The following is a 19,692-nucleotide window of genomic DNA, read 5'->3' on the forward strand; positions in this document are numbered from 1 at the left end:
TAGGTGATTGATGGATGGGCTGCAATGGGTATGCGTGATTTCTTACATATCCACCAATATTGCACAGGATTTATTCGAATAATCTAAAAATTGTTTTCCTAGAAAATTCTCGAAAAATCAAGTGTTAGGTTGAAGTTTTTCGGATGCTGATTGTTTTTGTCTAGAAAACAAAGTTTTAGGTGCAATTGGATACCGCATATTGTTTTTCAGGAACTTTGCCCAAGAAAATAGGATTAAGTCAATCGAATCATGGGGGATTCAGTTGGTTGGAGACGGGATGTTTTACGTCAAGGATCGAATCGTTTGGATAATCTGTGCAACACTAGTGAAACAGACCGTATAAAAAAATGGGCGAATATCCCTTAACCTCTTTCTTCCCAGCTGGAATCAGGTATAATAATGACAGATTTGAAAAGTTTTTAGGAGGCGTTTGCAATGAAGGGAAACTATGTAAGGCAACAACGATCAGTTTTGATGGTCATTTTACTCACGATCATTACTTGCGGCATTTATTATTTCTTCTGGTTTTATCAAACCACGAAGGAGTTGACAGCGTATAGTGAGGATTATCGTCTATCACCAGGGCTTTCAATCGTTTTGACGATTGTGACATGTGGCCTTTATCAATTCTATTGGTGGTATCGCATCGCGGATATCTTTATCAGCGCGCAGCAAAAAGCCCAGTATCCACGCTATAATGACAATAAGATATTGTTCGTTATTTTGACTTTGTTTGGTTTAGACATTATCAATATGGCCATTTTACAATCAGATATGAATCAACTTTGGGAACAAGCTGAACGAATCGTACCAAACCAAGCAGCTGATTTTGATGATTGGACAGACTATTGATTTGCCCATTCAAAGCGTTGACTGGTTTGCCTTGTCCCGGTTGTGGGATGACGCGGGCGTTTTTACATCTCATCGAAGGAGATGTGGCGGGCGCATTTCACTTTCATCCATTATTTTGGCTTGTCCCGCTATTATTTGTTGTGGTTATTTTCCGGCATAAATCTTTTGTAAGCAAAATCTACGATAGCCGCAAATTTTGGGTGGGTGGCATCATTTTGGTTTTGGGTGTCTACGCTATTCGCTGGTACTTGTATTTTCCTGACCATGCACCGTTGGATTTTGAGGCAAATGCCTTGATTCCACGACTGATAGTAAGCTTATTTTGATCAGCTAGAATGGACGGATGATATCGATAGAATTAGCGGTAAACTATTAAGAAATGCTAGCTTATTTTCAGAAAAACCGCGATAAATGCGCCGATAGTTGAAAGTAATTGAAATTTGTGTTATATTTACAAAGTAATGATACTTAGAGTGAGTGAGCGGTTTTTTCGCTCACTCTTTTTAATGGAATGAAGTTCGTTTCGATGAGAACTAAAGGAGGCGATGTTGTGTGAGTACAGTAGTTGAAACAGTCACAGAGATTGTGACGCCAATTCTGGATGCACAAAATTTTGAGTTAGTTGAAGTGGAGTTTGTAAAGGAAGGGAAAAGCTGGTTTTTACGGGTATTTATTGACAAAGAAGGCGGCATTGATATTGAAGAATGTGCGTTCGTTAGTGAACATCTAAGTGAACAGCTTGATCAAATCGATCCCGATCCAATTCCGCAAGCCTATTTTTTGGAAGTTTCTTCTCCAGGGGCAGAACGACCACTAAAAAAAGAAGCTGATTATCAGCGGGCGGTAGGAGAATATATCCATGTATCCCTTTATCAGCCCATCGATGGGGAAAAACAATTTGACGGATTTTTGCAGTCGTTTGACGAGAATCAGCTGGTTATCAAGACCCGCGTCAAAACCAGAGAAAAGGAACGGACGATCGAACGGAAAAACATTGCCAAAGCTCGTTTAGCCATTCAATTTTAATCACGGAGGAATGAAAGAATCATGAGTAAAGAAATGTTGAATGCATTGGATGCATTAGAAGCAGAGAAAGGCATTTCAAAAGAGATCGTTATCGATGCTTTAGAAGCAGCACTGGTATCCGCTTATAAACGCCATTACGGCCAAGCACAAAATGTTGAAGTGGAATTTGATCAAAAAAAAGGCAATATCCATGTTTATGCAGTCAAAGAAGTCACGGAAGAAGTAATGGATTCTCAGTTGGAAGTTTCTTTAAAAGAAGCGATGACCATCAATCCAGCATATGAAATCGGTGATAAGATTCGTTTTGAAGTCACACCAAAAGATTTCGGCCGTATTGCAGCGCAAACTGCCAAGCAAGTGATCTTGCAACGCGTTAGAGAAGCAGAAAGAAACATTATCTATAATGAATTCAGCGCATACGAAAAAGACATCCTGCAAGGGATCGTTGAACGCCAAGACAATCGCTATATCTATGTGAACCTTGGAAAAATCGAAGCGGTATTGTCTAAGCAAGATCAAATGCCAAACGAGTTTTATCAAGCCCATGACCGGATCAAAGTGTTTGTGTCTCGGGTTGAAAACACATCTAAAGGACCACAAGTCTTTGTTAGCCGTAGTCATCCAGATTTATTGCGTCGCTTATTTGAACAAGAAGTGCCAGAAGTTTATGACGGCACTGTAGAAATCGTCAGCATTGCCAGAGAAGCAGGTGACCGTGCGAAAGTTGCTGTTCGCTCGTTTGATCCCAATGTTGATCCAGTCGGAACGTGTGTCGGCCCTAAAGGTCAGCGTGTTCAAGCAATCGTCAATGAATTAAAAGGTGAAAATATGGATATCGTTGAATGGAACGAAGATCCAGCTATTTTCATCGCCAATGCATTGAATCCAGCGGAAGTCAGTGATGTGATTTTTGATGTTGAAAACCCAAGAGCTTGTACAGTAGTCGTACCTGACTATCAATTGTCATTGGCCATTGGTAAACGCGGACAAAATGCCCGTTTAGCTGCTAAATTGACAAGCCACAAAATCGATATCAAGTCTGAATCAGATATGGAAGAATTTTATGCAAAATTAGACGAGGGTGATTATATCGACGAATATAACCCCGAAGAAGGCAATAATGAAACTGTGATTGAGGAATCTCCAGCAGAAGCATCAATCGATGAAACAATCGTTGCTTCTGATATGACAGCAGATGATTATGAAAACATCGATTTCGACGAAAAATAGTTGAGGTGACATCGTCATGAAAAAACGAAAAGTTCCATTACGCAAATCAGTCGTTTCAGGCGAGATGCTGCCCAAAAAGGAAATGTTGCGAATCACTCGTTCCAAAGAAGGTGTGGTTTCAATTGATCCAACAGGGAAAATGCCGGGTCGTGGCGCTTATATCGCAATCGATCCAGCAGAGGCACAAAAAGCTTGGGATAAGAAAATATTGGATCGCGTGTTAGAAGCCAAGTTGACAGATGAATTTTATCAAGAGCTACTTGAGTATGTGACGCATCAAAAAGCGCGGAAAGAGTTATTTGCAAATGAATAGAACAAAAGCACTAAATATGTTAGGACTAGCCATGCGGGCTGGAAAATTAGTCACAGGCGAAGAAATGACTTTAAAGGAAATCCGCAATGAAAAAGCGGCTTTGATCATTCTTGCTAGTGATGCTGGTAAAAATACACAGAAAAAAATCAAGGACAAAAGTTCTTATTACGAAATTCCGCTCCTAGATGCATTTTCTACTGAAGAAATCAGTGCAGCCATTGGGAAACCTCGAATGGTGATAGGCATCTTAGATCAAGGATTTGCTAGGAAGGTGCAGGAATTAATATTAGGTTAGGAAGGTGATTGCATGGGGAAAAAAAGAATTTACGAACTTGCAAAAGAATGGAACAAATCGAGTAAAGAGGTTGTCGAAAAAGCACAATCTTTAGGCTTTGATGTAAAAAATCATATGGGTGCGATCTCAGATGGAGAAGCGCAAAAATTACAACAGTCACTAAGTGGTAAACCAAATGATTCAACATCAGTAAAATCAACTCCCGCAGATCAGAAACCAGCCAACCAGCCGGCAAGACAAGAACAAAAGAAGTTTAAAACGCAAAGAAATAATCCTAACTTCCAAAACCGTCATAATAATCAAAATCAACAACGTTCCACTGTAAGCAATCAACGTCCTACTGGTCAAGGACAAGTGGAGCGCAGCAACAATGCAGGAAGTCAAACACGGCCAAATAACCAAGGAAGTCAAAGTCGAGTGAATAACCAAAAAAATAGCAATAATCAGGGACAACAAAATCGTCCAACAAATCAAGGACAACAGAGTCGTCCAACAAATCAAGGACAACAAAATCGTCCAACAAATCAAGGACAACAGAGTCGTCCAACAAATCAGGGACAACAAAACCGTCCAGCAAATCAAGGACAACAAAACCGTCCAACAAATCAAGGACAACAAAACCGTCCAGCAAATCAAGGACAACAAAACCGCCCAACAAATCAAGGGCAACAAAACCGTCCAACAAATCAAGGACAACAAAACCGTCCAGCGAACCAAGGACAACAAAACCGTCCAACAAACCAGGGACAGCAAAATCGTCCTGCGAACACCAATCAAAGTGCAGGTCGTTCGAATAATAGTGGTCCGTCTAGTAATGACACCCAAAACCGTGGTGGCGGTCAAAACCGTGGAAAATCGAACTACGGGAATCGCAACAATAACTTTAACAATAACAACCGCAACAAATTTAACAAAAAAGGCAAAAAAGGCCGTCAAAATCAAACGCCAAAACCACCAGTTCCAGCACGTAAATTCCGTGAATTGCCAGAAGTATTAGAATACACAGAAGGCATGAATGTGGCGGATATCGCGAAAAAAATCTACCGTGAGCCAGCTGAAATCATCAAGAAACTCTTTATGATGGGGATCATGGTCAATCAAAATCAACCGTTAGACAAAGATACGATTGAATTATTGGCAACAGATTACGGTATTGAACCACAAGAAAAAGTACAAGTTGATATTGCTGATATCGATAAATTCTTCGAACCAGAAGAACAAAACGCTGAAAATCTTGTTTCTCGGCCGCCAGTTGTCACGATCATGGGTCACGTTGACCATGGGAAAACAACGTTGTTAGATACATTACGTCATTCACGTGTCACCAGTGGAGAAGCCGGAGGTATCACACAACATATCGGTGCCTACCAAATCGACATCAACGGGAAGCCAATCACATTCTTGGATACACCAGGACATGCTGCCTTTACTAGTATGCGTGCTCGTGGCGCAAGTATCACAGATATCACAATTTTAGTCGTTGCAGCAGATGACGGTGTGATGCCGCAAACAGTTGAAGCTATCAACCACGCGAAAGCAGCGAAAGTGCCGATCATTGTGGCTGTCAACAAAATCGATAAACCAGGTGCGAATCCACAACACGTGATGCAAGAATTAAGTGAACATGAATTGATTCCTGAAGCATGGGGCGGGGACACGATCTTTGTCGAGATTTCTGCGAAATTCGGACAAAATATCGAAGAACTGCTTGAAATGATTCTATTGGTTGCTGAAGTAGAAGATTTGAAAGCTGATCCAACACAACGTGCTATTGGAACAGTGATCGAAGCCCGTCTTGACAAAGGTAAAGGACCAGTTGCAACATTACTAGTCCAACAAGGTACTTTACATGTTGGAGATCCAATCGTTGTCGGCAATACTTTCGGTCGGGTACGTGTCATGACAAATGACTTAGGTCGTCGTGACAAAACTGCAGGTCCTGCAACACCAGTTGAAATCACAGGATTGAATGATGTGCCGCAAGCAGGAGATCGTTTTGTTACATTTGACGATGAAAAAACTGCTCGTGCTGCCGGTGAAGAACGTGCCAAACGAGCATTGATGGAACAACGTTCGTCAAATAGCCGTGTCACATTAGACAACTTATTCGAAAGCCTTAAAGAAGGCGAATTGAAAGAAGTCAATGTCATCATCAAAGCGGATGTCCAAGGTTCTGCGGAAGCATTAGCTGCCTCATTGAAGAAAATCGATGTTGAAGGTGTTCGAGTGAATATCGTCCATTCAGCTGTTGGTGCGATCAACGAAAGCGATGTAACGTTAGCCGCAGCAAGTAATGCGATCATCATCGGTTTCAATGTTCGTCCAACACCGCAAGCAAAACAACAAGCGGATGCTGAAGTAGTGGATATTCGTCTTCACAGAATCATCTACAAAGCCATTGAAGAAATCGAAACAGCGATGAAAGGGATGCTTGACCCAGAATTCGAAGAAAAAATCACTGGCCAAATGATCGTTCGTGAAACCTACAAAGTATCTAAAGTCGGCACGATCGCTGGTTGTTATGTGACTGAAGGAAGTATCAAGCGTGATAGCGGTGTTCGTTTGATTCGTGACGGAATTGTTATTTTTGAAGGTAAACTTGCAAGTCTGAAACGTTTCAAAGACGATGTCAAAGAAGTGAAACTAGGCTTTGAATGTGGCGCAATGATCGAGAAATTCAACGATGTCAAAGTTGATGATGTGATCGAAGGCTACATTATGGAAGAAGTACCAGCGAAATAAAAGAAAGAACAAAAGATAAGGAGGCATTTTGAATGGCTAACTATCGTGATCGACGAGTCGCACAAGAAATTTTAAAAGAAGTCAATCAAATTCTTCGTAAAAGTGTTCGAGATCCACGGGTCCAAGATGTAACGATTACTGATGTGCGGGTAACAGGTGATTTGCAACAAGCAACCATCTATTACAGTACATTGACTGATTTAGCATCAGACAAGCAAAAAGCCCAAGCCGGTCTTGAAAAAGCTACTGGCTTGGTACGTCGAGAGCTTGGACAAGCATTGTCTCTCTATAAAGTACCTGAAATTCAATTTGAATTGGATCAATCAGTACAATATGGAAACAAAATCGATGAAATGATCCGCTCGCTGCACACAGAAGATTAAAAAAAAGGCTGTACCTACAGGTACGGCCTTTTTTTGATCTTCTAGTAGTGCATAAACAACATAGTGACTAATCCAGCAGTTGCAGCACCTAACAACCAACCGCCAACTACATCGGTTAAGAAGTGTATCCCAAGATAGACACGGCTAAAACCGATCAAGAAAGCAAGTAAACAAGCGAAGAGTGTCATCGGCAAAACTGCTGCTGATACGAGTGTGCCAATCGTCATTGCGATCGTGCCGTACATTGCCGCTGATGTTGCTGCGTGTGCACTGGGAAAACTGTGGTCTTTTTCTTCGACTAGACGATGATCGATCGGTCTTTCTCGACGCACGATGCGTTTGATAAAAAAGGCCAGACCAGAAACCACAAAGATGCTGGTTGCCGTTTGTGGGGCAATGGTGGCACGCGTTGCTGGAAATGCAAACAACAACAAGCCAATGATGATCGTTGGTGCGGCTTTTCCAAGATTGGTAAAGAATAGCATCATTCGCGTCAAAGAAGGTGTACGATTCTTGATCAATATTGCAGCAAATGCTTCTTCTTTCTTTTGTAATGTACCAATTTGGATCATTACCAAGAATAGAACAAATCCTAAAAATGTTAGCAGCGTAAAAAACACCATAGCGTAACCTCCTCTTACAAATAGTGTATCATGACAAAGGATTAATCGGAAAGATTTTTGATGTGGGCTTGTCATTTTTCTATGGTATAATAATCAAGTTGAAATGAATCGGAGGGATTCTATGGATGGCATTTTACCGTTATGGAAAGAACGCGGTCAAACCAGTCATGACTGTGTATTTAAACTAAGAAAAATTTTACAAACCAAAAAAATCGGTCACAGTGGTACCTTAGATCCAGATGTAGATGGTGTATTGCCTATCTGTATCGGTAAGGGAACCAAGGTCGTTGAATACTTGGTAGATTCTGGAAAACGTTATACGGGTGAGATCACATTGGGTACCAGTACGACAACTGAAGATGCATCTGGAGAAATCGTTGAAGCGATGATGATGGAAGTACCTTTTACTGTGGAAGAAATTGATGAAGCTATGGCACAAATGACGGGCACGATCACGCAAATTCCACCTATGTATTCTGCGGTCAAAGTCAACGGCAAACGTCTCTACGAATATGCCAGAAACAACGAAACCGTGGCACGTCCGCAACGTCAAGCGGTGATTTCGTCTTTTAAGCGGATCTCAGAACCAGTCTATGACCGAAACAACGGGACACAATCATGGCGGTTTGAAGTCTCTTGTGGTAAAGGAACTTATGTGAGAACGCTGGCTGTTGATACGGGAAAAATTCTAGGCGTACCAGCCCACATGTCAGACTTGACCAGGTTGGCCAGTGGTGGTTTTACCCAGGAACAAGCAGTCACGATCGAAGAAGTAAGTGTTGCTATGGAAAATGGCAGTATCGCTGATTTATTGTTGCCAATCGAATATGGTGTGGCTGATTTTGCTCATGTTGCGATCGACCAGGAGCTATGGCGCAAAGTGCGCAATGGTATGCGTTTATCCTATCAAGATCTGGGCTTAACTGATCGACCAGATCAATTGATAGCCATTTTTTATCAGGATCAGTTGGTGAGTATTTATAAAGCCCATGATAAATATCATGATATCGTAAAACCGGCGAAAGTGATCCGGACAGAAATAGGAGAATAAGTATGGAAATAATTGAAATCAGACATCCTTACGACCAAAAGGTGATTCCTGAAACAGATGTAGTTCTCGTATTGGGTTTTTTTGACGGGGTGCATATTGGCCATCAAAAGGTGATTGCTACTGGACGTGAGATTGCAAAAGAAAAAGGCTATAAATTGGCGTTGATGACATTTAATCAGCATCCGTCGATCGTTTTTCAAAAAGTTGATCCAGATGCGATGCAGTATTTGACCAATTTAGAACAAAAAGAACGTCATATGGCAGATTTAGGCATCGATTACTTGTATGAAGTAGAATTTACCTCTGCTTTTGCAAATTTAGCCCCACAAGATTTTGTTGACCAATACATGGTCGGCTTGCATGCCCAAGTAGTTGTTGCAGGATTCGACTATACTTATGGTAAGAAAGCAGCTGCCAATATGTCTTTATTGCCAACATATGCCCAAGAGCGTTTTGAAGTGGTTACTGTACCACAAGAATCGATCAACGAAGAAAAAGTCAGCTCCACACGGATACGTGCTGCTTTGCAAAATGGTGAGATGGCTGAAGCCAACCGTTTGCTAGGTTATATTTATGAATTCGAAGGTATCGTGGTCCATGGCGATGCAAGAGGACGTGAATTAGGTTTTCCAACAGCCAATATCAAAGTCAAAAGCACTGTTCGTTTACCTAAAGAAGGCGTGTACGTGACCGAACTAAAAGTGGGGGATCGTTGGTATCCTTCTATGGGATCGATCGGCCATAATGATACTTTTGGTCAAGGCAGACAACTTACAGTCGAAATCTACATTTTAGATTTTCACCAAGACATCTATGGAGAAACGGTCCAAATTCGCTGGCACCATTTTCTGCGAGATCAAGTTGCCTTCAATGGTGCGGCAGCGTTGATTGAGCAATTGAAACAAGATGAACAAGATACAAAAGCTTATTTTACCCAAATGGTGTAGGATGAATGATCGTAGAAACGGGTACGTAAAAGAAGGAAAATGCATCGTCATTTTCCTTCTTTTATTGTGCAATCGAGTAGTTGATGCATTTTATTTTAAAAAAAAGAAAACTATTTTGTGATTTCTAATGATTTCCCAATGAGGTAAATCGGAATATTCGTTATACTAAAATTATTGAAATGATGAAACTTTATGCATTTTAATGTATAACGAAAGGGAGTCTAGATGTGGGGAAAGTGTTTAAGAAAAATAACAGCAAAGATTTAACTAAGATGAAAACACCACATACATATGTGATTATTTTTGGTGTGGTCATTATCGCTTGGTTGTTGACATTTTTAGTGCCAGCAGGAAAATTTAGTACACAGGAAATTGAATATACGGATGCGAATGGAGAGATAAGTACAAGAACTGTTTTGGTTCAAGATTCGTTTCGTTATGCTTATCCATTGGAACAGGAATTTGTATATGATCAACTGTCCGCATTGGAAGAGGATACGACACAATTAAACGCATTATCCATTGACCCAACTGCACTTGAAGAGTTACTTGCAGAAGGACCAGACGCCATGGATCAAAGTCAGTTAGACGAAGTCGGATTGACGGATGATGTATTGTATGACTTATATGGTGAGCAGATCTATGATACTTCAGAAAAATTACACAAAACAGCGAAAGTTTGGGGAACGGATGACTTTGGCGGTTTTGGTTTCTTGAACTTTGTATTTGAAGGTTTAGTATCTGGAGATAAATACGGATCTGCGGTAGGTATTGCCGCATTGATATTGGTCGTTGGTGGGGCTTTTGGGATCATTATGCAAACCGGCGCGATCGATGCAGGGATTTTTGCTTTCATCAGTAAAACACGGGGATTAGAACGACTGGCACTGCCCTTGCTCTTCTTCGCCTTTTCTTTTGGGGGTGCGACCTTTGGCATGGCCGAAGAAGTGATTCCATTTTCAATGGTCATGGTACCTTTTGTGATTGCTTTGGGCTATGATTCGATCGTGGCGGTAACCGTAACGTATGTCGCCTCGCAAATTGGGAACGCCACTTCTTGGATGAGTCCGTTTAGTGTTGCAGTGGCCCAAGGAATCGCTGGTATTCCAGTTCTATCCGGCGCCACTTTCAGAATCATTATGTGGGTCGTTGTTACAGCATTGTCCGCCGCATACTTGATGATCTATGCAGAAAAAGTCCGCAAACAGCCTGAAAAATCATTGACTTATCAGTCAGATGCGTACTTCCGTAATCATTTGGAACAAACATCTAATGAACAAAAACCATTTTTACTAGGGCATAAATTGATTTTAGTGGAAATGTTGGCTGTTCTGATTTGGATCGTCTGGGGAGTGACCCAAAAAGGTTATTATATCCCAGAAATCGCTTCACAATTCTTTGTGATGGGTCTTGGTGCTGGTTTGATCGCCGTTTTCTTTAAGTTGGAAAATATGGGCTTGAATGATGTTGCTCGTTCATTTCAATCTGGTGCAGCAGATTTGGCTGGAACAGCGATCGTGGTCGGAATGGCAAAAGGTATATTGTTAGTCTTAGGCGGATCTGATGCGAATGTACCTTCTGCTTTAAATACGATTTTGCATAGTATTGGCGGCTTGTTGAACAATGTACCTGCAGTGATCGGTGCTTGGTTTATGTATATTTTCCAAAGTTTATTCAATTTGGTGGTAACATCGAATTCCGGGCAAGCTGCCTTGACGATGCCAATCATGGCACCATTGGCAGATCTATTGGGGGTATCTCGACAAATCGCTGTCTTGGCTTACCAGCTTGGTTCAGGTTTCATGGATGCTTTTACACCTGTTTCTGCCAGCCTGATTGGTGTTCTTGGTGTGGCTCGGATCGAATGGGCAAAATGGGCCAAGTTCCAAATCAAGATGCAAGGATTTCTATTTGTATTAGGTACGATCTTTATTGTGATCGCAGTTATGATTGGTTTACAGTAATCTAGAAGGAGATGGACGAAATTGAAATTGATCAAACAAGTCGACGTCTACACACCAGAACATATTGGAATGAAAGATATTTTATTGAGCGGCGACAAAATCGTGGCGATCGAAGATGAAATCCAAGTTGCTGTGACTGGGGTAGAATTAGAAGTGATCGATGGCAAAGAAATGATTGCTACGCCAGGATTTATCGATTGTCATTTTCATATTTTAGGCGGTGGGGGTGAAGGCGGGTATCAAAACCGCACACCTGAAGTCAAACTGAGTCAACTGACCACCGCTGGTGTGACAACTGTTGTCGGATGTTTGGGTACAGATGGTGTCGGCCGTGATATGACGGCATTAATCAGTAAAGCAAAGGGGTTAAAGGCTGAAGGTATTTCTGCGTATGTGTACGATGGTTCCTACCGGCTGCCCCTTGATCCAGTCACGGATTCGCTGATCAAAGATTTCTTAATGATTGAAGAAGTCATTGGCATCGGAGAAATTGCCATCTCAGATCATCGTTCCTCGCAACCGACCTTCGATGAATTTACGCGAGCGGCAGCTGATGCCCGTGTTGGTGGTATGCTTTCTGGAAAAGCTGGAATCATGAATGTCCATCTTGGGGGCGGCAAAAAAAAATATGAACTGATTTTGCGTACCGTTTCGGAAACAGAGATTCCGATCAGTCAGTTTTTACCAACCCATGCCAATCGAACGAGTGAATTATTTGAAGCCAGTATCGATTTTGCTAAAATGGGCGGAACCATTGATTTCACCGCGAGTGAAGATCCTGATTTTTGGGAAAAAGAAGATGATGAAGTGCGTTTCAGTAAAGGTTTGAAGCGTTTGTTAGAGGAAGGTATTGGCTTGGATCAATTTACGATGACTTCTGATGGTCAGGGCAGTTTACCTTATTTTGATGAGAACAACCAATTTATTGGATTGGGGGTCGGCAGTTCTAGGGCATTGATGGTGGGCATCAAAGAAGCGGTAGAAAAAGAACAGATTCCCTTGGAAATTGCTTTGCGGGCGATTACTTGCAATCCTGCAAAAATCTTGAAGCTACATCAAAAAGGCCAGCTTGCCCAAGGGATGGATGCCGATCTTTGCTTGTTGAATAAAGCTGATTTAAGTGTTGATACTGTGATTGCGAAAGGACAAGTGATGGTGGCAGATCAGACAGTCAAAGTTTGGGGCACATTTGAACAACTAACATAAAAAAAATGCCCCCGATAAAGAGATAACTATCTCTTTATCGGGGGCTGCGTGTTTAGGCTTTTATTTGATCTAACCGCGCCATGTCTTCGTCTGAAATCTCAAAATCAACTTTTGCATTGTCGATAATATAGGCTTCATGGACGGATTTAGGCAATGGCAAGATGCCTTTTTGTAATAAATAACGAATCGATACTTGCGGAATGGAACGTTCGTAAGTATCAGCGATTTGTTGGATTTCTTCATTATCCAACAAACGACCTGTCGCAATTGGGGAGTAGCCTTCCACCAAAATATCATTTTCTTTGCAGAACGCCAATAAATCTTCGTTCGTACGACCAATATGATACACGTATTGATTGACCATTGGCTTCACATCACAATGATCAAAAATATTTTGTAAATCTTTTTCATCAAAATTTGAGACACCAATCGATTTAACTTTTCCACTTAAATAGGCTTCTTCAAGCGCTTTCCACACATCGATGTTTTCTAAAAAGAAATCTTTCTTTTCAGGATTGTCTCGCATGATCGACCAAGGGCGTGGGGCATGAATCAAAATCAAATCAATATATCCTAAATCTAATTTAGCTAGAGAGGCATCGATACTGTCCACCGCTTCTTGATAGCTTTTCAATTCTGCTGGAACTTTGGTTGTGATGAAAATATCTTCTCGTGACAAACCAGAATCACGAACGGCTTTCCCAACTGCTTCTTCGTTTTTATAAGCAGCGGCTGTATCGATATGACGATAACCATTTTCTAAGGCAATTTTTACCGCTTTGTAGGCATCTTCAGGCGAAGACTGCCAAGTACCTAAACCAATTTTTGGAATCTTTAACTGGTTTTGCAATGTGAACGTATCTTGTAAAATCACTTTATCTACCCGCTTTCTGACATATTAGTTGTTTCATTATTTATTATAAAACGTTTTCTTTCACAAAACAATCCTAACGATTACGACAAAAAATTGACACGATAGAATAGATTTGGTAAATTGACAAAAATAAGATTGATATGAAGGGGGATCAATATGGATACAGCCCAACAGGACTTTACTTACTATCACCGCTCTCTTATCCAAATGTATCAAGGATATTTTCGGCGGCGCATGATTTTGATTGCTGCTGCTATGCTCATCATCGTGGGCTACTTGTTGTTGATGCAAGAAGGTTATATCATCAATGGGTTGTTATTGCTATTGCTGGTTGCTTTAGAAGTTTGGCTCTTCAAGAGATATAATGAAGCAACACATGTGATTGCTGCCTATTTAAAAGCGAATACGCCGCCACGTGTCGTGCAACTGACTGAATATGAAGATGTTTACGCTTTTGAGCAAGGGGATGGAACGATTGGCCGAATCAAAAAAAGCGGCAATCGCAACTTTCCTTCAAACGATAAAGCGTTGACGTTGATGGCTGGCTATCAGAAGGGCTATTTTTTAAAGCAGCCTTTTATATTGCTATACTATGATATGCTGGAGACCAAATATGACGAGGCCTATCGGTTAAAAAGAAATCGGCAGAACGGATTTCACCGTTGGTCTAATTTGTTTAGTTTTCGTAGTTTCCGCGAATCGATTGGCAATGGCTTTCGTTTCATACTGGGCAATCTGTTTTTTCTGTTTATCATTTATCGCTTGATTCGATATGTGATCCAAATTCTTCGTTTCATTTTTTAGGCGGCGTTTTCATGATTTTCTTCGCTTGATGAAAAAAATGATAGGAAATTTATTTCTTAAAAAGGTATACTAAAAGTACAAAAGGCAAACAATGTCTTTTTGAACATTTGGTCCTGCTCTTGTGAGGTGAGTCGGCAACACAGGCATGTTTGATTGTTGCGCTAACAGTTTGGGGGAAGTGTTAGTTTTTGCTTTTATCACAGAAGAATTTTCTGGTGAAAGCAGGAGCAAAAGCGGTTTTTGACCGTACTGAACAAGTGCAGGTATCTTTAAAAAATGAATGTGTACCGTAAGCAAAGTTTTCCTTCTTCAATTTGGAAAACTTTTTTTGCGCTGTAAATTTCCCGGATCTTAGGAGATCGCAAGGATCTGTGCTACAATGAGTGGCGACACAAAAACAAGCTTGTCTTGCTGAATAAAGGAGAATTGCTTCGGATGATACACCCAGTTATAGAAGAAAAATCAGAAACGAATATTTCTGCTTACATACATATCCCTTTTTGCGAACATATCTGCTACTATTGCGACTTTAATAAGGTTTTCCTGGAAGGGCAGCCTGTTGATGAGTATATCGAGGCACTGTTGAAAGAAATGACACTGACCATAGAGAGATATCCAATTACCGCTAGTGAAACGATCTATGTGGGCGGTGGTACACCAACTTCATTGACTGCTAAACAATTGGATCGTCTGTTATCTGGAATCCATCAGATCTTGCCAACTTCAACTACCAAAGAGTTTACGGTAGAGGCAAATCCAGGTGATTTAAGTGAAGACAAAATGATCGTCCTTAAAAATCATGGCATCGATCGTTTATCGATGGGGGTTCAAACCTTTGATGACCGCTTACTAAAGAAAATCGGTCGCAAGCATACTGCAGCAGATGTTTATGATACCGTCAAGATGTTGGAAAAACATGATTTTAAAAATGTGACGATTGATTTGATTTATGCATTGCCTGGTCAAACGATGGAAAGTTTCCGAGATACGTTGACCCGGGCAATCGATTTGGGTTTACCCCATTATGCAATGTATTCTTTGATCCTCGAAAATAAAACAATGTTCATGAATTGGGTCAGACAAGGGCGGATGGCGCTGCCTTCTCAAGAAGCGGAAACGCAAATGTTTGACGAAGCAATCGAAGCGATGGCAAAAGCCGGCCTGAATCAATATGAAATCAGCAATTTTGCCCGTCCTGGTTATGAGTCCAAACACAATATGATGTACTGGAACAATGCGCATTACTTTGGATTTGGGGCAGGGGCGAGTGGCTATTTGGATCAAACAAGATACAAAAATAAAGGGCCGATCCAACATTATCTCAGACCGTTGCGAGAGGGAAAATTACCAGTTCATGAAAGAGAAGTACTGACACGTGAAAATCAAATGGAAGAAGAGTTGTTTTTAGGGTTACGCAAGAAACGTGGCGTTTCTAAAACACGCTTTCAACAAAAATTTGCTGTTTCGTTTCATGAAGTCTACGGATCAGTGACCCAGAAATTGGTGGCAAAAGGCTGGCTGGCTGAAGACTTAGACAATGTTTATTTAACGAAAGCCGGCATGTTTATTGGAAATGATGTTTTTGAAGCATTTCTGATCGATCAAGAAAGTACATCAAATTAAAAGCAGTTGCGACTGCTTTTTTATTTTTGAATGGAATTAGCACTCTCGTGTAAAGAGTGCTAAAAAAGAGGGGTAAATACTTGACATTGGCTGTAGATATGGTATATTTATAATCGTGTTAGCACTTAGTAGGAATGAGTGCTAATTGAGGAGTGGATAACATGTTGACACCTAGACAACAAATGATATTACACCTCATCATCCAAAATTATACGAATACTGGCCAACCTACGGGGTCAAAACGATTGATGGAGGATGGGGTTGAAGCGAGCTCTGCAACCATCCGTAATGAGATGAAGGCACTAGAAGCTGCTGGACTTTTATCAAAGACCCATTCTTCATCAGGACGGGTTCCTTCAATCAAAGGGTATCGCTACTATGTTGATCACCTGTTGAAGCCATCTCAAGTAGGACCATCAGAGTTGCAAACAATTCGTCATTCTTTTGGTAAAGATTTTCATGAAATCAATGAAATCATTCAACAGTCGGCGACGATTTTATCTAACCTGACAAGTTATACGGCGCTGTCTCTTGGACCGGACGTCAAAGAACGGAAGTTGACCGGGTTTCGAATCGTTCCGTTGAATGCGCGGCAGATCATTGCGATCATCGTGACAGACAAGGGAAATGTTGAAAATCAAGTCTTTACATTGCCAGCTTCTTTAAGTGGAGAAGATTTGGAAAAAATGGTTCGAATCATCAATGATAAATTGATCGGCGAGCCACTGATGACTGTCTATCATCGATTGAGAACGGAAATACCTATGATTTTGCACAAGTATTTTCAAACGACCGATGGCATCGTTGATTTATTTGATACGATGTTGAGTCATATTTTTGAAGAAAAAATATTTGTCGGTGGTCGAATGAATCTATTGGATTTTGAACCGACACAAGATGTCAACCAATTCAAGTCGATGTATTCTTTCATGAAAAACGCAGATCAGCTCACGCAGTTATTGGCACCTAGAGATCAAGCAATTCAAATCCGTATCGGATCTGAACTAGGCAACGATTTATTGCAAAATATGAGTTTGATCCAAGCAAGTTATGAAATTGAAGGGCACGGACAGGGAACGATTGCTTTATTGGGTCCTTCCAGCATGCCGTACTCACGGATGTTTGGCTTGATGGATGCCTTTCGAAGCGAATTAGCCAGCAAATTAGCTGAGTATTACCGCGCATTGGATCATTCTGATGAATAAGCGGATATTGGATAAAGAAGGGATGGTACGAACGTGACGGAAAAAGAAGAACATGTAAATGATGAAGTTGTTCAAACAGATGAAATGATCGAACCTTCAGAGGAAGCAATCGATGCAGCAGGTATTTCCGAAGCAGAAGTTGAAAAAACAGAAATCGAGTTGTTGCAGGAAAAAAACAATGAACTAGAAGATCAGTTCTTACGGGCACGAGCAGAAATTGCTAATATTACTTCTCGTAATCGCAACGAACGTGAAACACTACAAAAATATCGTTCACAAGACCTTGGCAAAAAACTGTTGCCAGCCATTGATAACTTAGAGCGTGCAATGGCCGCTGACGTCGGTGAAGAGCAAGCAGCAAACTTGAAAAAAGGGGTCGAAATGGTCCTTGAAAGTTTGCGTCAAGCGTTGAAAGAAGAAGGCATTGAAGAAATTGCCGCTGAAGGTGTTTCTTTTGATCCAAACTTGCATCAAGCAGTTCAAACGGTACCTGCAACAGATGAAGTACCAGCAGATACCATCGTTAATGTCTTGCAAAAAGGGTATAAACTACATGACCGTGTCTTGCGTGCAAGCATGGTTGTAGTGGCACAATAAAAAACTACGAAACATTCGTTTAAATTGAAAAGGAGCGTATACACATGAGTAAAATTATCGGTATTGACTTAGGAACAACAAACTCAGCAGTCGCTGTTCTTGAAGGCGGCGAAGCAAAAATCATCACAAACCCAGAAGGAAATCGGACAACACCATCAGTTGTGTCTTTCAAAAATGGCGAGATCCAAGTAGGTGAAGTGGCAAAACGTCAAGCAGTGACGAATCCACACACGATTTCTTCTATTAAACGCCATATGGGCGAAGCAGGATATAAAGTAGAAGTTGAAGGCAAAACATATACACCGCAAGAAGTTTCAGCGATGGTGCTACAATACATCAAAGGTTTCGCTGAAGACTATCTTGGTGAAAAAGTTGAAAAAGCAGTAATCACTGTTCCTGCTTACTTTAATGATGCACAACGTCAAGCAACCAAAGACGCTGGTAAAATCGCTGGTTTAGAAGTAGAACGGATCGTCAACGAGCCAACTGCTGCAGCATTGGCATATGGTTTAGATAAAACAGACAAAGATGAAAAAATCTTAGTCTTTGACTTAGGCGGCGGTACATTTGACGTATCGATCCTTGAATTAGGTGATGGCGTATTTGATGTATTATCAACAGCCGGCGACAACAATTTAGGTGGAGATGACTTTGATAACAAAATCATCGATCATATGGTTGCTGAATTCAAAAAAGAAAATGGTATTGATTTAGGCAAAGACAAAATGGCCTTGCAACGTTTGAAAGATGCTGCTGAAAAAGCCAAAAAAGATTTGTCAGGTGTGACAAGCACACAAATCAGCTTACCGTTTATCACTGCTGGCGATGCAGGTCCATTGCATTTGGAAATGACTTTAACACGTGCCAAATTCGACGAATTGACAGCTGACTTAGTTGAACGTACAAAAATTCCAGTTCGTCAAGCATTGAAAGATGCTGGCCTATCACAATCAGAAATCGATGAAGTGATCTTAGTCGGTGGATCAACACGGATTCCAGCTGTTGTTGATGCAGTACGCAAAGAAACCAATAAAGAACCAAACAAATCTGTGAACCCAGACGAAGTAGTCGCTATGGGAGCGGCAATCCAAGGTGGCGTAATCACTGGTGATGTCAAAGATGTCGTATTATTAGACGTAACACCTTTATCATTGGGTATCGAAACAATGGGCTCAGTCTTCACCAAATTGATCGATCGCAATACAACGATCCCAACAAGCAAATCACAAGTCTTCTCAACAGCTGCTGACAACCAACCTGCTGTAGACATCCATGTCTTACAAGGTGAACGGCCAATGGCTTCTGATAACAAGACTTTAGGCAGATTCCAATTAACGGATATTCCACCAGCACCTCGTGGTATCCCTCAAATCGAAGTAACATTTGATATTGATAAAAACGGGATCGTCAATGTTTCAGCCAAAGATCTTGGTACACAAAAAGAACAAAAAATCACGATCAAATCTTCATCAGGTTTAACAGATGAAGAAATTGAACGGATGGTGAAAGATGCGGAAGCAAATGCGGAAGCTGATAAACAACGTAAAGAAGAAGTAGACTTGCGGAACGACGTCGATGCATTGTTGTTCACTGTTGATAAAACATTGAAGGAATTAGAAGGCAAAGTAGACGCAGACGAAGTCAAAAAAGCTGAAGAAGCCCGTGACGAATTGAAAGCAGCAGTTGAAGCCAATAACTTGGAAGAAATGAAAACAAAACGTGATTCATTAAATGAAATCGTCCAAAACTTGACGGTCAAATTGTATGAACAAGCTGCGCAACAACAAGCACAAGAAAATCCAGAAGCTGCACAAGGCGGCGCAGACGATGTGGTTGATGCCGATTTTGAAGAAGTAGACGGTGACGATAAATAATCGCTGTTTGTGAAAAAGCCAAAGTCACTACTTTGGCTTTTTCTTATGAATGCAAGAAACGTATTTTTATCCTAAGAGATATG

General features: G+C 41.0%; 19 protein-coding genes. 17 read left to right on the plus strand and 2 right to left on the minus strand.

Annotation, left to right across the window (positions count from 1 at the left end; translation table 11 throughout):
• The first annotated feature begins 435 nt into the window (after positions 1-435).
• The 8 genes from IGI41_RS06195 (at position 436) to rbfA (ending at position 6,841) form a co-directional block, all read left to right on the plus strand.
• Positions 436-852, plus strand: coding sequence for a DUF4234 domain-containing protein (locus tag IGI41_RS06195; RefSeq protein WP_430612272.1), 417 nt, complete (start codon positions 436-438; stop codon positions 850-852).
• Positions 837-1,178 (plus strand): DUF2752 domain-containing protein, encoded by a 342-nt coding sequence (locus IGI41_RS06200; protein ID WP_430612274.1) that lies wholly within the window; start codon positions 837-839, stop codon positions 1,176-1,178. Before IGI41_RS06195 ends, IGI41_RS06200 begins: the two co-directional genes overlap by 16 nt.
• 226 nt (positions 1,179-1,404) lie before the next feature.
• A complete protein-coding gene (gene rimP / locus IGI41_RS06205) occupies positions 1,405-1,878 on the plus strand; it encodes a ribosome maturation factor RimP (protein WP_430612276.1) in 474 nt (157 codons plus the stop codon).
• Positions 1,879-1,899: 21 nt separating this feature from the next.
• On the plus strand, positions 1,900-3,108 hold the full coding sequence (nusA, locus tag IGI41_RS06210; protein WP_430612278.1) for a transcription termination factor NusA: 1,209 nt from the start codon (positions 1,900-1,902) through the stop codon (positions 3,106-3,108).
• Between the two features lie 16 nt (positions 3,109-3,124).
• Positions 3,125-3,421 (plus strand): RNase P modulator RnpM, encoded by a 297-nt coding sequence (gene rnpM, locus IGI41_RS06215; RefSeq protein ID WP_430612280.1) that lies wholly within the window; start codon positions 3,125-3,127, stop codon positions 3,419-3,421.
• A complete protein-coding gene (locus IGI41_RS06220; protein ID WP_430612282.1) occupies positions 3,414-3,716 on the plus strand; it encodes a YlxQ-related RNA-binding protein in 303 nt (100 codons plus the stop codon). The genes rnpM and IGI41_RS06220 overlap by 8 nt, the downstream gene beginning before the upstream one ends.
• A gap of 12 nt (positions 3,717-3,728) precedes the next feature.
• Positions 3,729-6,458 (plus strand): translation initiation factor IF-2, encoded by a 2,730-nt coding sequence (gene infB, locus IGI41_RS06225; protein ID WP_430612284.1) that lies wholly within the window; start codon positions 3,729-3,731, stop codon positions 6,456-6,458.
• Between the two features lie 32 nt (positions 6,459-6,490).
• Entirely contained in the window at positions 6,491-6,841 is a 351-nt protein-coding gene (gene rbfA, locus IGI41_RS06230) for a 30S ribosome-binding factor RbfA (protein WP_430612286.1), read from the plus strand.
• Between the two features lie 41 nt (positions 6,842-6,882).
• On the opposite strand, the gene IGI41_RS06235 is transcribed toward rbfA, so the two are convergent.
• Positions 6,883-7,464 (minus strand): phosphatase PAP2 family protein, encoded by a 582-nt coding sequence (locus IGI41_RS06235; RefSeq protein ID WP_430612288.1) that lies wholly within the window; start codon positions 7,462-7,464, stop codon positions 6,883-6,885.
• A 121-nt stretch (positions 7,465-7,585) separates the two neighbouring features.
• Between IGI41_RS06235 and truB the strand changes: the two genes are divergently transcribed.
• From truB to iadA, 4 genes are all read left to right on the plus strand, one after another.
• Positions 7,586-8,515 carry a tRNA pseudouridine(55) synthase TruB gene (truB, locus tag IGI41_RS06240; RefSeq protein WP_430612290.1) on the plus strand — a complete coding sequence of 310 codons (930 nt, stop codon included), beginning with the start codon at positions 7,586-7,588 and terminating at the stop codon, positions 8,513-8,515.
• Positions 8,516-8,517: 2 nt separating this feature from the next.
• Positions 8,518-9,462 carry a riboflavin biosynthesis protein RibF gene (gene ribF / locus IGI41_RS06245; protein WP_430612292.1) on the plus strand — a complete coding sequence of 315 codons (945 nt, stop codon included), beginning with the start codon at positions 8,518-8,520 and terminating at the stop codon, positions 9,460-9,462.
• A 272-nt stretch (positions 9,463-9,734) separates the two neighbouring features.
• A complete protein-coding gene (gene yfcC, locus IGI41_RS06250; RefSeq protein ID WP_430612750.1) occupies positions 9,735-11,426 on the plus strand; it encodes a putative basic amino acid antiporter YfcC in 1,692 nt (563 codons plus the stop codon).
• A gap of 21 nt (positions 11,427-11,447) precedes the next feature.
• Complete coding sequence (gene iadA, locus IGI41_RS06255) at positions 11,448-12,632, plus strand: beta-aspartyl-peptidase (protein WP_430612294.1); 1,185 nt, start codon at positions 11,448-11,450, stop codon at positions 12,630-12,632.
• Positions 12,633-12,684: 52 nt separating this feature from the next.
• Here iadA and IGI41_RS06260 read toward each other — a convergent pair whose 3' ends face one another.
• Complete coding sequence (locus tag IGI41_RS06260) at positions 12,685-13,506, minus strand: aldo/keto reductase (RefSeq protein WP_430612296.1); 822 nt, start codon at positions 13,504-13,506, stop codon at positions 12,685-12,687.
• A 156-nt stretch (positions 13,507-13,662) separates the two neighbouring features.
• Here IGI41_RS06260 and IGI41_RS06265 point away from each other — a divergent pair, with 156 nt between their 5' ends.
• From IGI41_RS06265 to dnaK, 5 genes are all read left to right on the plus strand, one after another.
• Positions 13,663-14,310 carry a hypothetical protein gene (locus IGI41_RS06265; protein WP_430612298.1) on the plus strand — a complete coding sequence of 216 codons (648 nt, stop codon included), beginning with the start codon at positions 13,663-13,665 and terminating at the stop codon, positions 14,308-14,310.
• Between the two features lie 435 nt (positions 14,311-14,745).
• Entirely contained in the window at positions 14,746-15,933 is a 1,188-nt protein-coding gene (gene hemW, locus IGI41_RS06270; RefSeq protein WP_430612300.1) for a radical SAM family heme chaperone HemW, read from the plus strand.
• A 161-nt stretch (positions 15,934-16,094) separates the two neighbouring features.
• The gene (gene hrcA, locus IGI41_RS06275; RefSeq protein WP_430612302.1) at positions 16,095-17,138 is read left to right on the plus strand and encodes a heat-inducible transcriptional repressor HrcA; all 1,044 of its coding nucleotides are present in this window, start codon (positions 16,095-16,097) and stop codon (positions 17,136-17,138) included.
• Positions 17,139-17,171: 33 nt separating this feature from the next.
• Entirely contained in the window at positions 17,172-17,735 is a 564-nt protein-coding gene (grpE, locus tag IGI41_RS06280; protein WP_430612304.1) for a nucleotide exchange factor GrpE, read from the plus strand.
• Positions 17,736-17,779: 44 nt separating this feature from the next.
• Positions 17,780-19,609: a molecular chaperone DnaK gene (dnaK, locus tag IGI41_RS06285; protein WP_430612306.1), complete on the plus strand. Its 1,830-nt coding sequence runs from the start codon at positions 17,780-17,782 to the stop codon at positions 19,607-19,609.
• Positions 19,610-19,692 lie beyond the last annotated feature (83 nt).

It is taken from the genome of Enterococcus sp. DIV0876, from assembly GCF_050529585.1.
Lineage (GTDB): Bacteria > Bacillota > Bacilli > Lactobacillales > Enterococcaceae > Enterococcus_D.

Excerpts from the sequence above, each read along its gene's own strand:
- yfcC (WP_430612750.1), top strand. The coding sequence starts at position 9,735 with ATGAAAACACCACATACATATGTGATTATTTTTGGTGTGGTCATTATC.
- rnpM (WP_430612280.1), top strand. The coding sequence starts at position 3,125 with ATGAAAAAACGAAAAGTTCCATTACGCAAATCAGTCGTTTCAGGCGAG.
- IGI41_RS06235 (WP_430612288.1), bottom strand. The coding sequence starts at position 7,464 with ATGGTGTTTTTTACGCTGCTAACATTTTTAGGATTTGTTCTATTCTTG.
- IGI41_RS06265 (WP_430612298.1), top strand. The coding sequence starts at position 13,663 with ATGGATACAGCCCAACAGGACTTTACTTACTATCACCGCTCTCTTATC.
- infB (WP_430612284.1), top strand. The coding sequence starts at position 3,729 with ATGGGGAAAAAAAGAATTTACGAACTTGCAAAAGAATGGAACAAATCG.
- hemW (WP_430612300.1), top strand. The coding sequence starts at position 14,746 with ATGATACACCCAGTTATAGAAGAAAAATCAGAAACGAATATTTCTGCT.
- IGI41_RS06195 (WP_430612272.1), top strand. The coding sequence starts at position 436 with ATGAAGGGAAACTATGTAAGGCAACAACGATCAGTTTTGATGGTCATT.
- dnaK (WP_430612306.1), top strand. The coding sequence starts at position 17,780 with ATGAGTAAAATTATCGGTATTGACTTAGGAACAACAAACTCAGCAGTC.
- nusA (WP_430612278.1), top strand. The coding sequence starts at position 1,900 with ATGAGTAAAGAAATGTTGAATGCATTGGATGCATTAGAAGCAGAGAAA.
- hrcA (WP_430612302.1), top strand. The coding sequence starts at position 16,095 with ATGTTGACACCTAGACAACAAATGATATTACACCTCATCATCCAAAAT.
- ribF (WP_430612292.1), top strand. The coding sequence starts at position 8,518 with ATGGAAATAATTGAAATCAGACATCCTTACGACCAAAAGGTGATTCCT.
- IGI41_RS06220 (WP_430612282.1), top strand. The coding sequence starts at position 3,414 with ATGAATAGAACAAAAGCACTAAATATGTTAGGACTAGCCATGCGGGCT.
- truB (WP_430612290.1), top strand. The coding sequence starts at position 7,586 with ATGGATGGCATTTTACCGTTATGGAAAGAACGCGGTCAAACCAGTCAT.
- rbfA (WP_430612286.1), top strand. The coding sequence starts at position 6,491 with ATGGCTAACTATCGTGATCGACGAGTCGCACAAGAAATTTTAAAAGAA.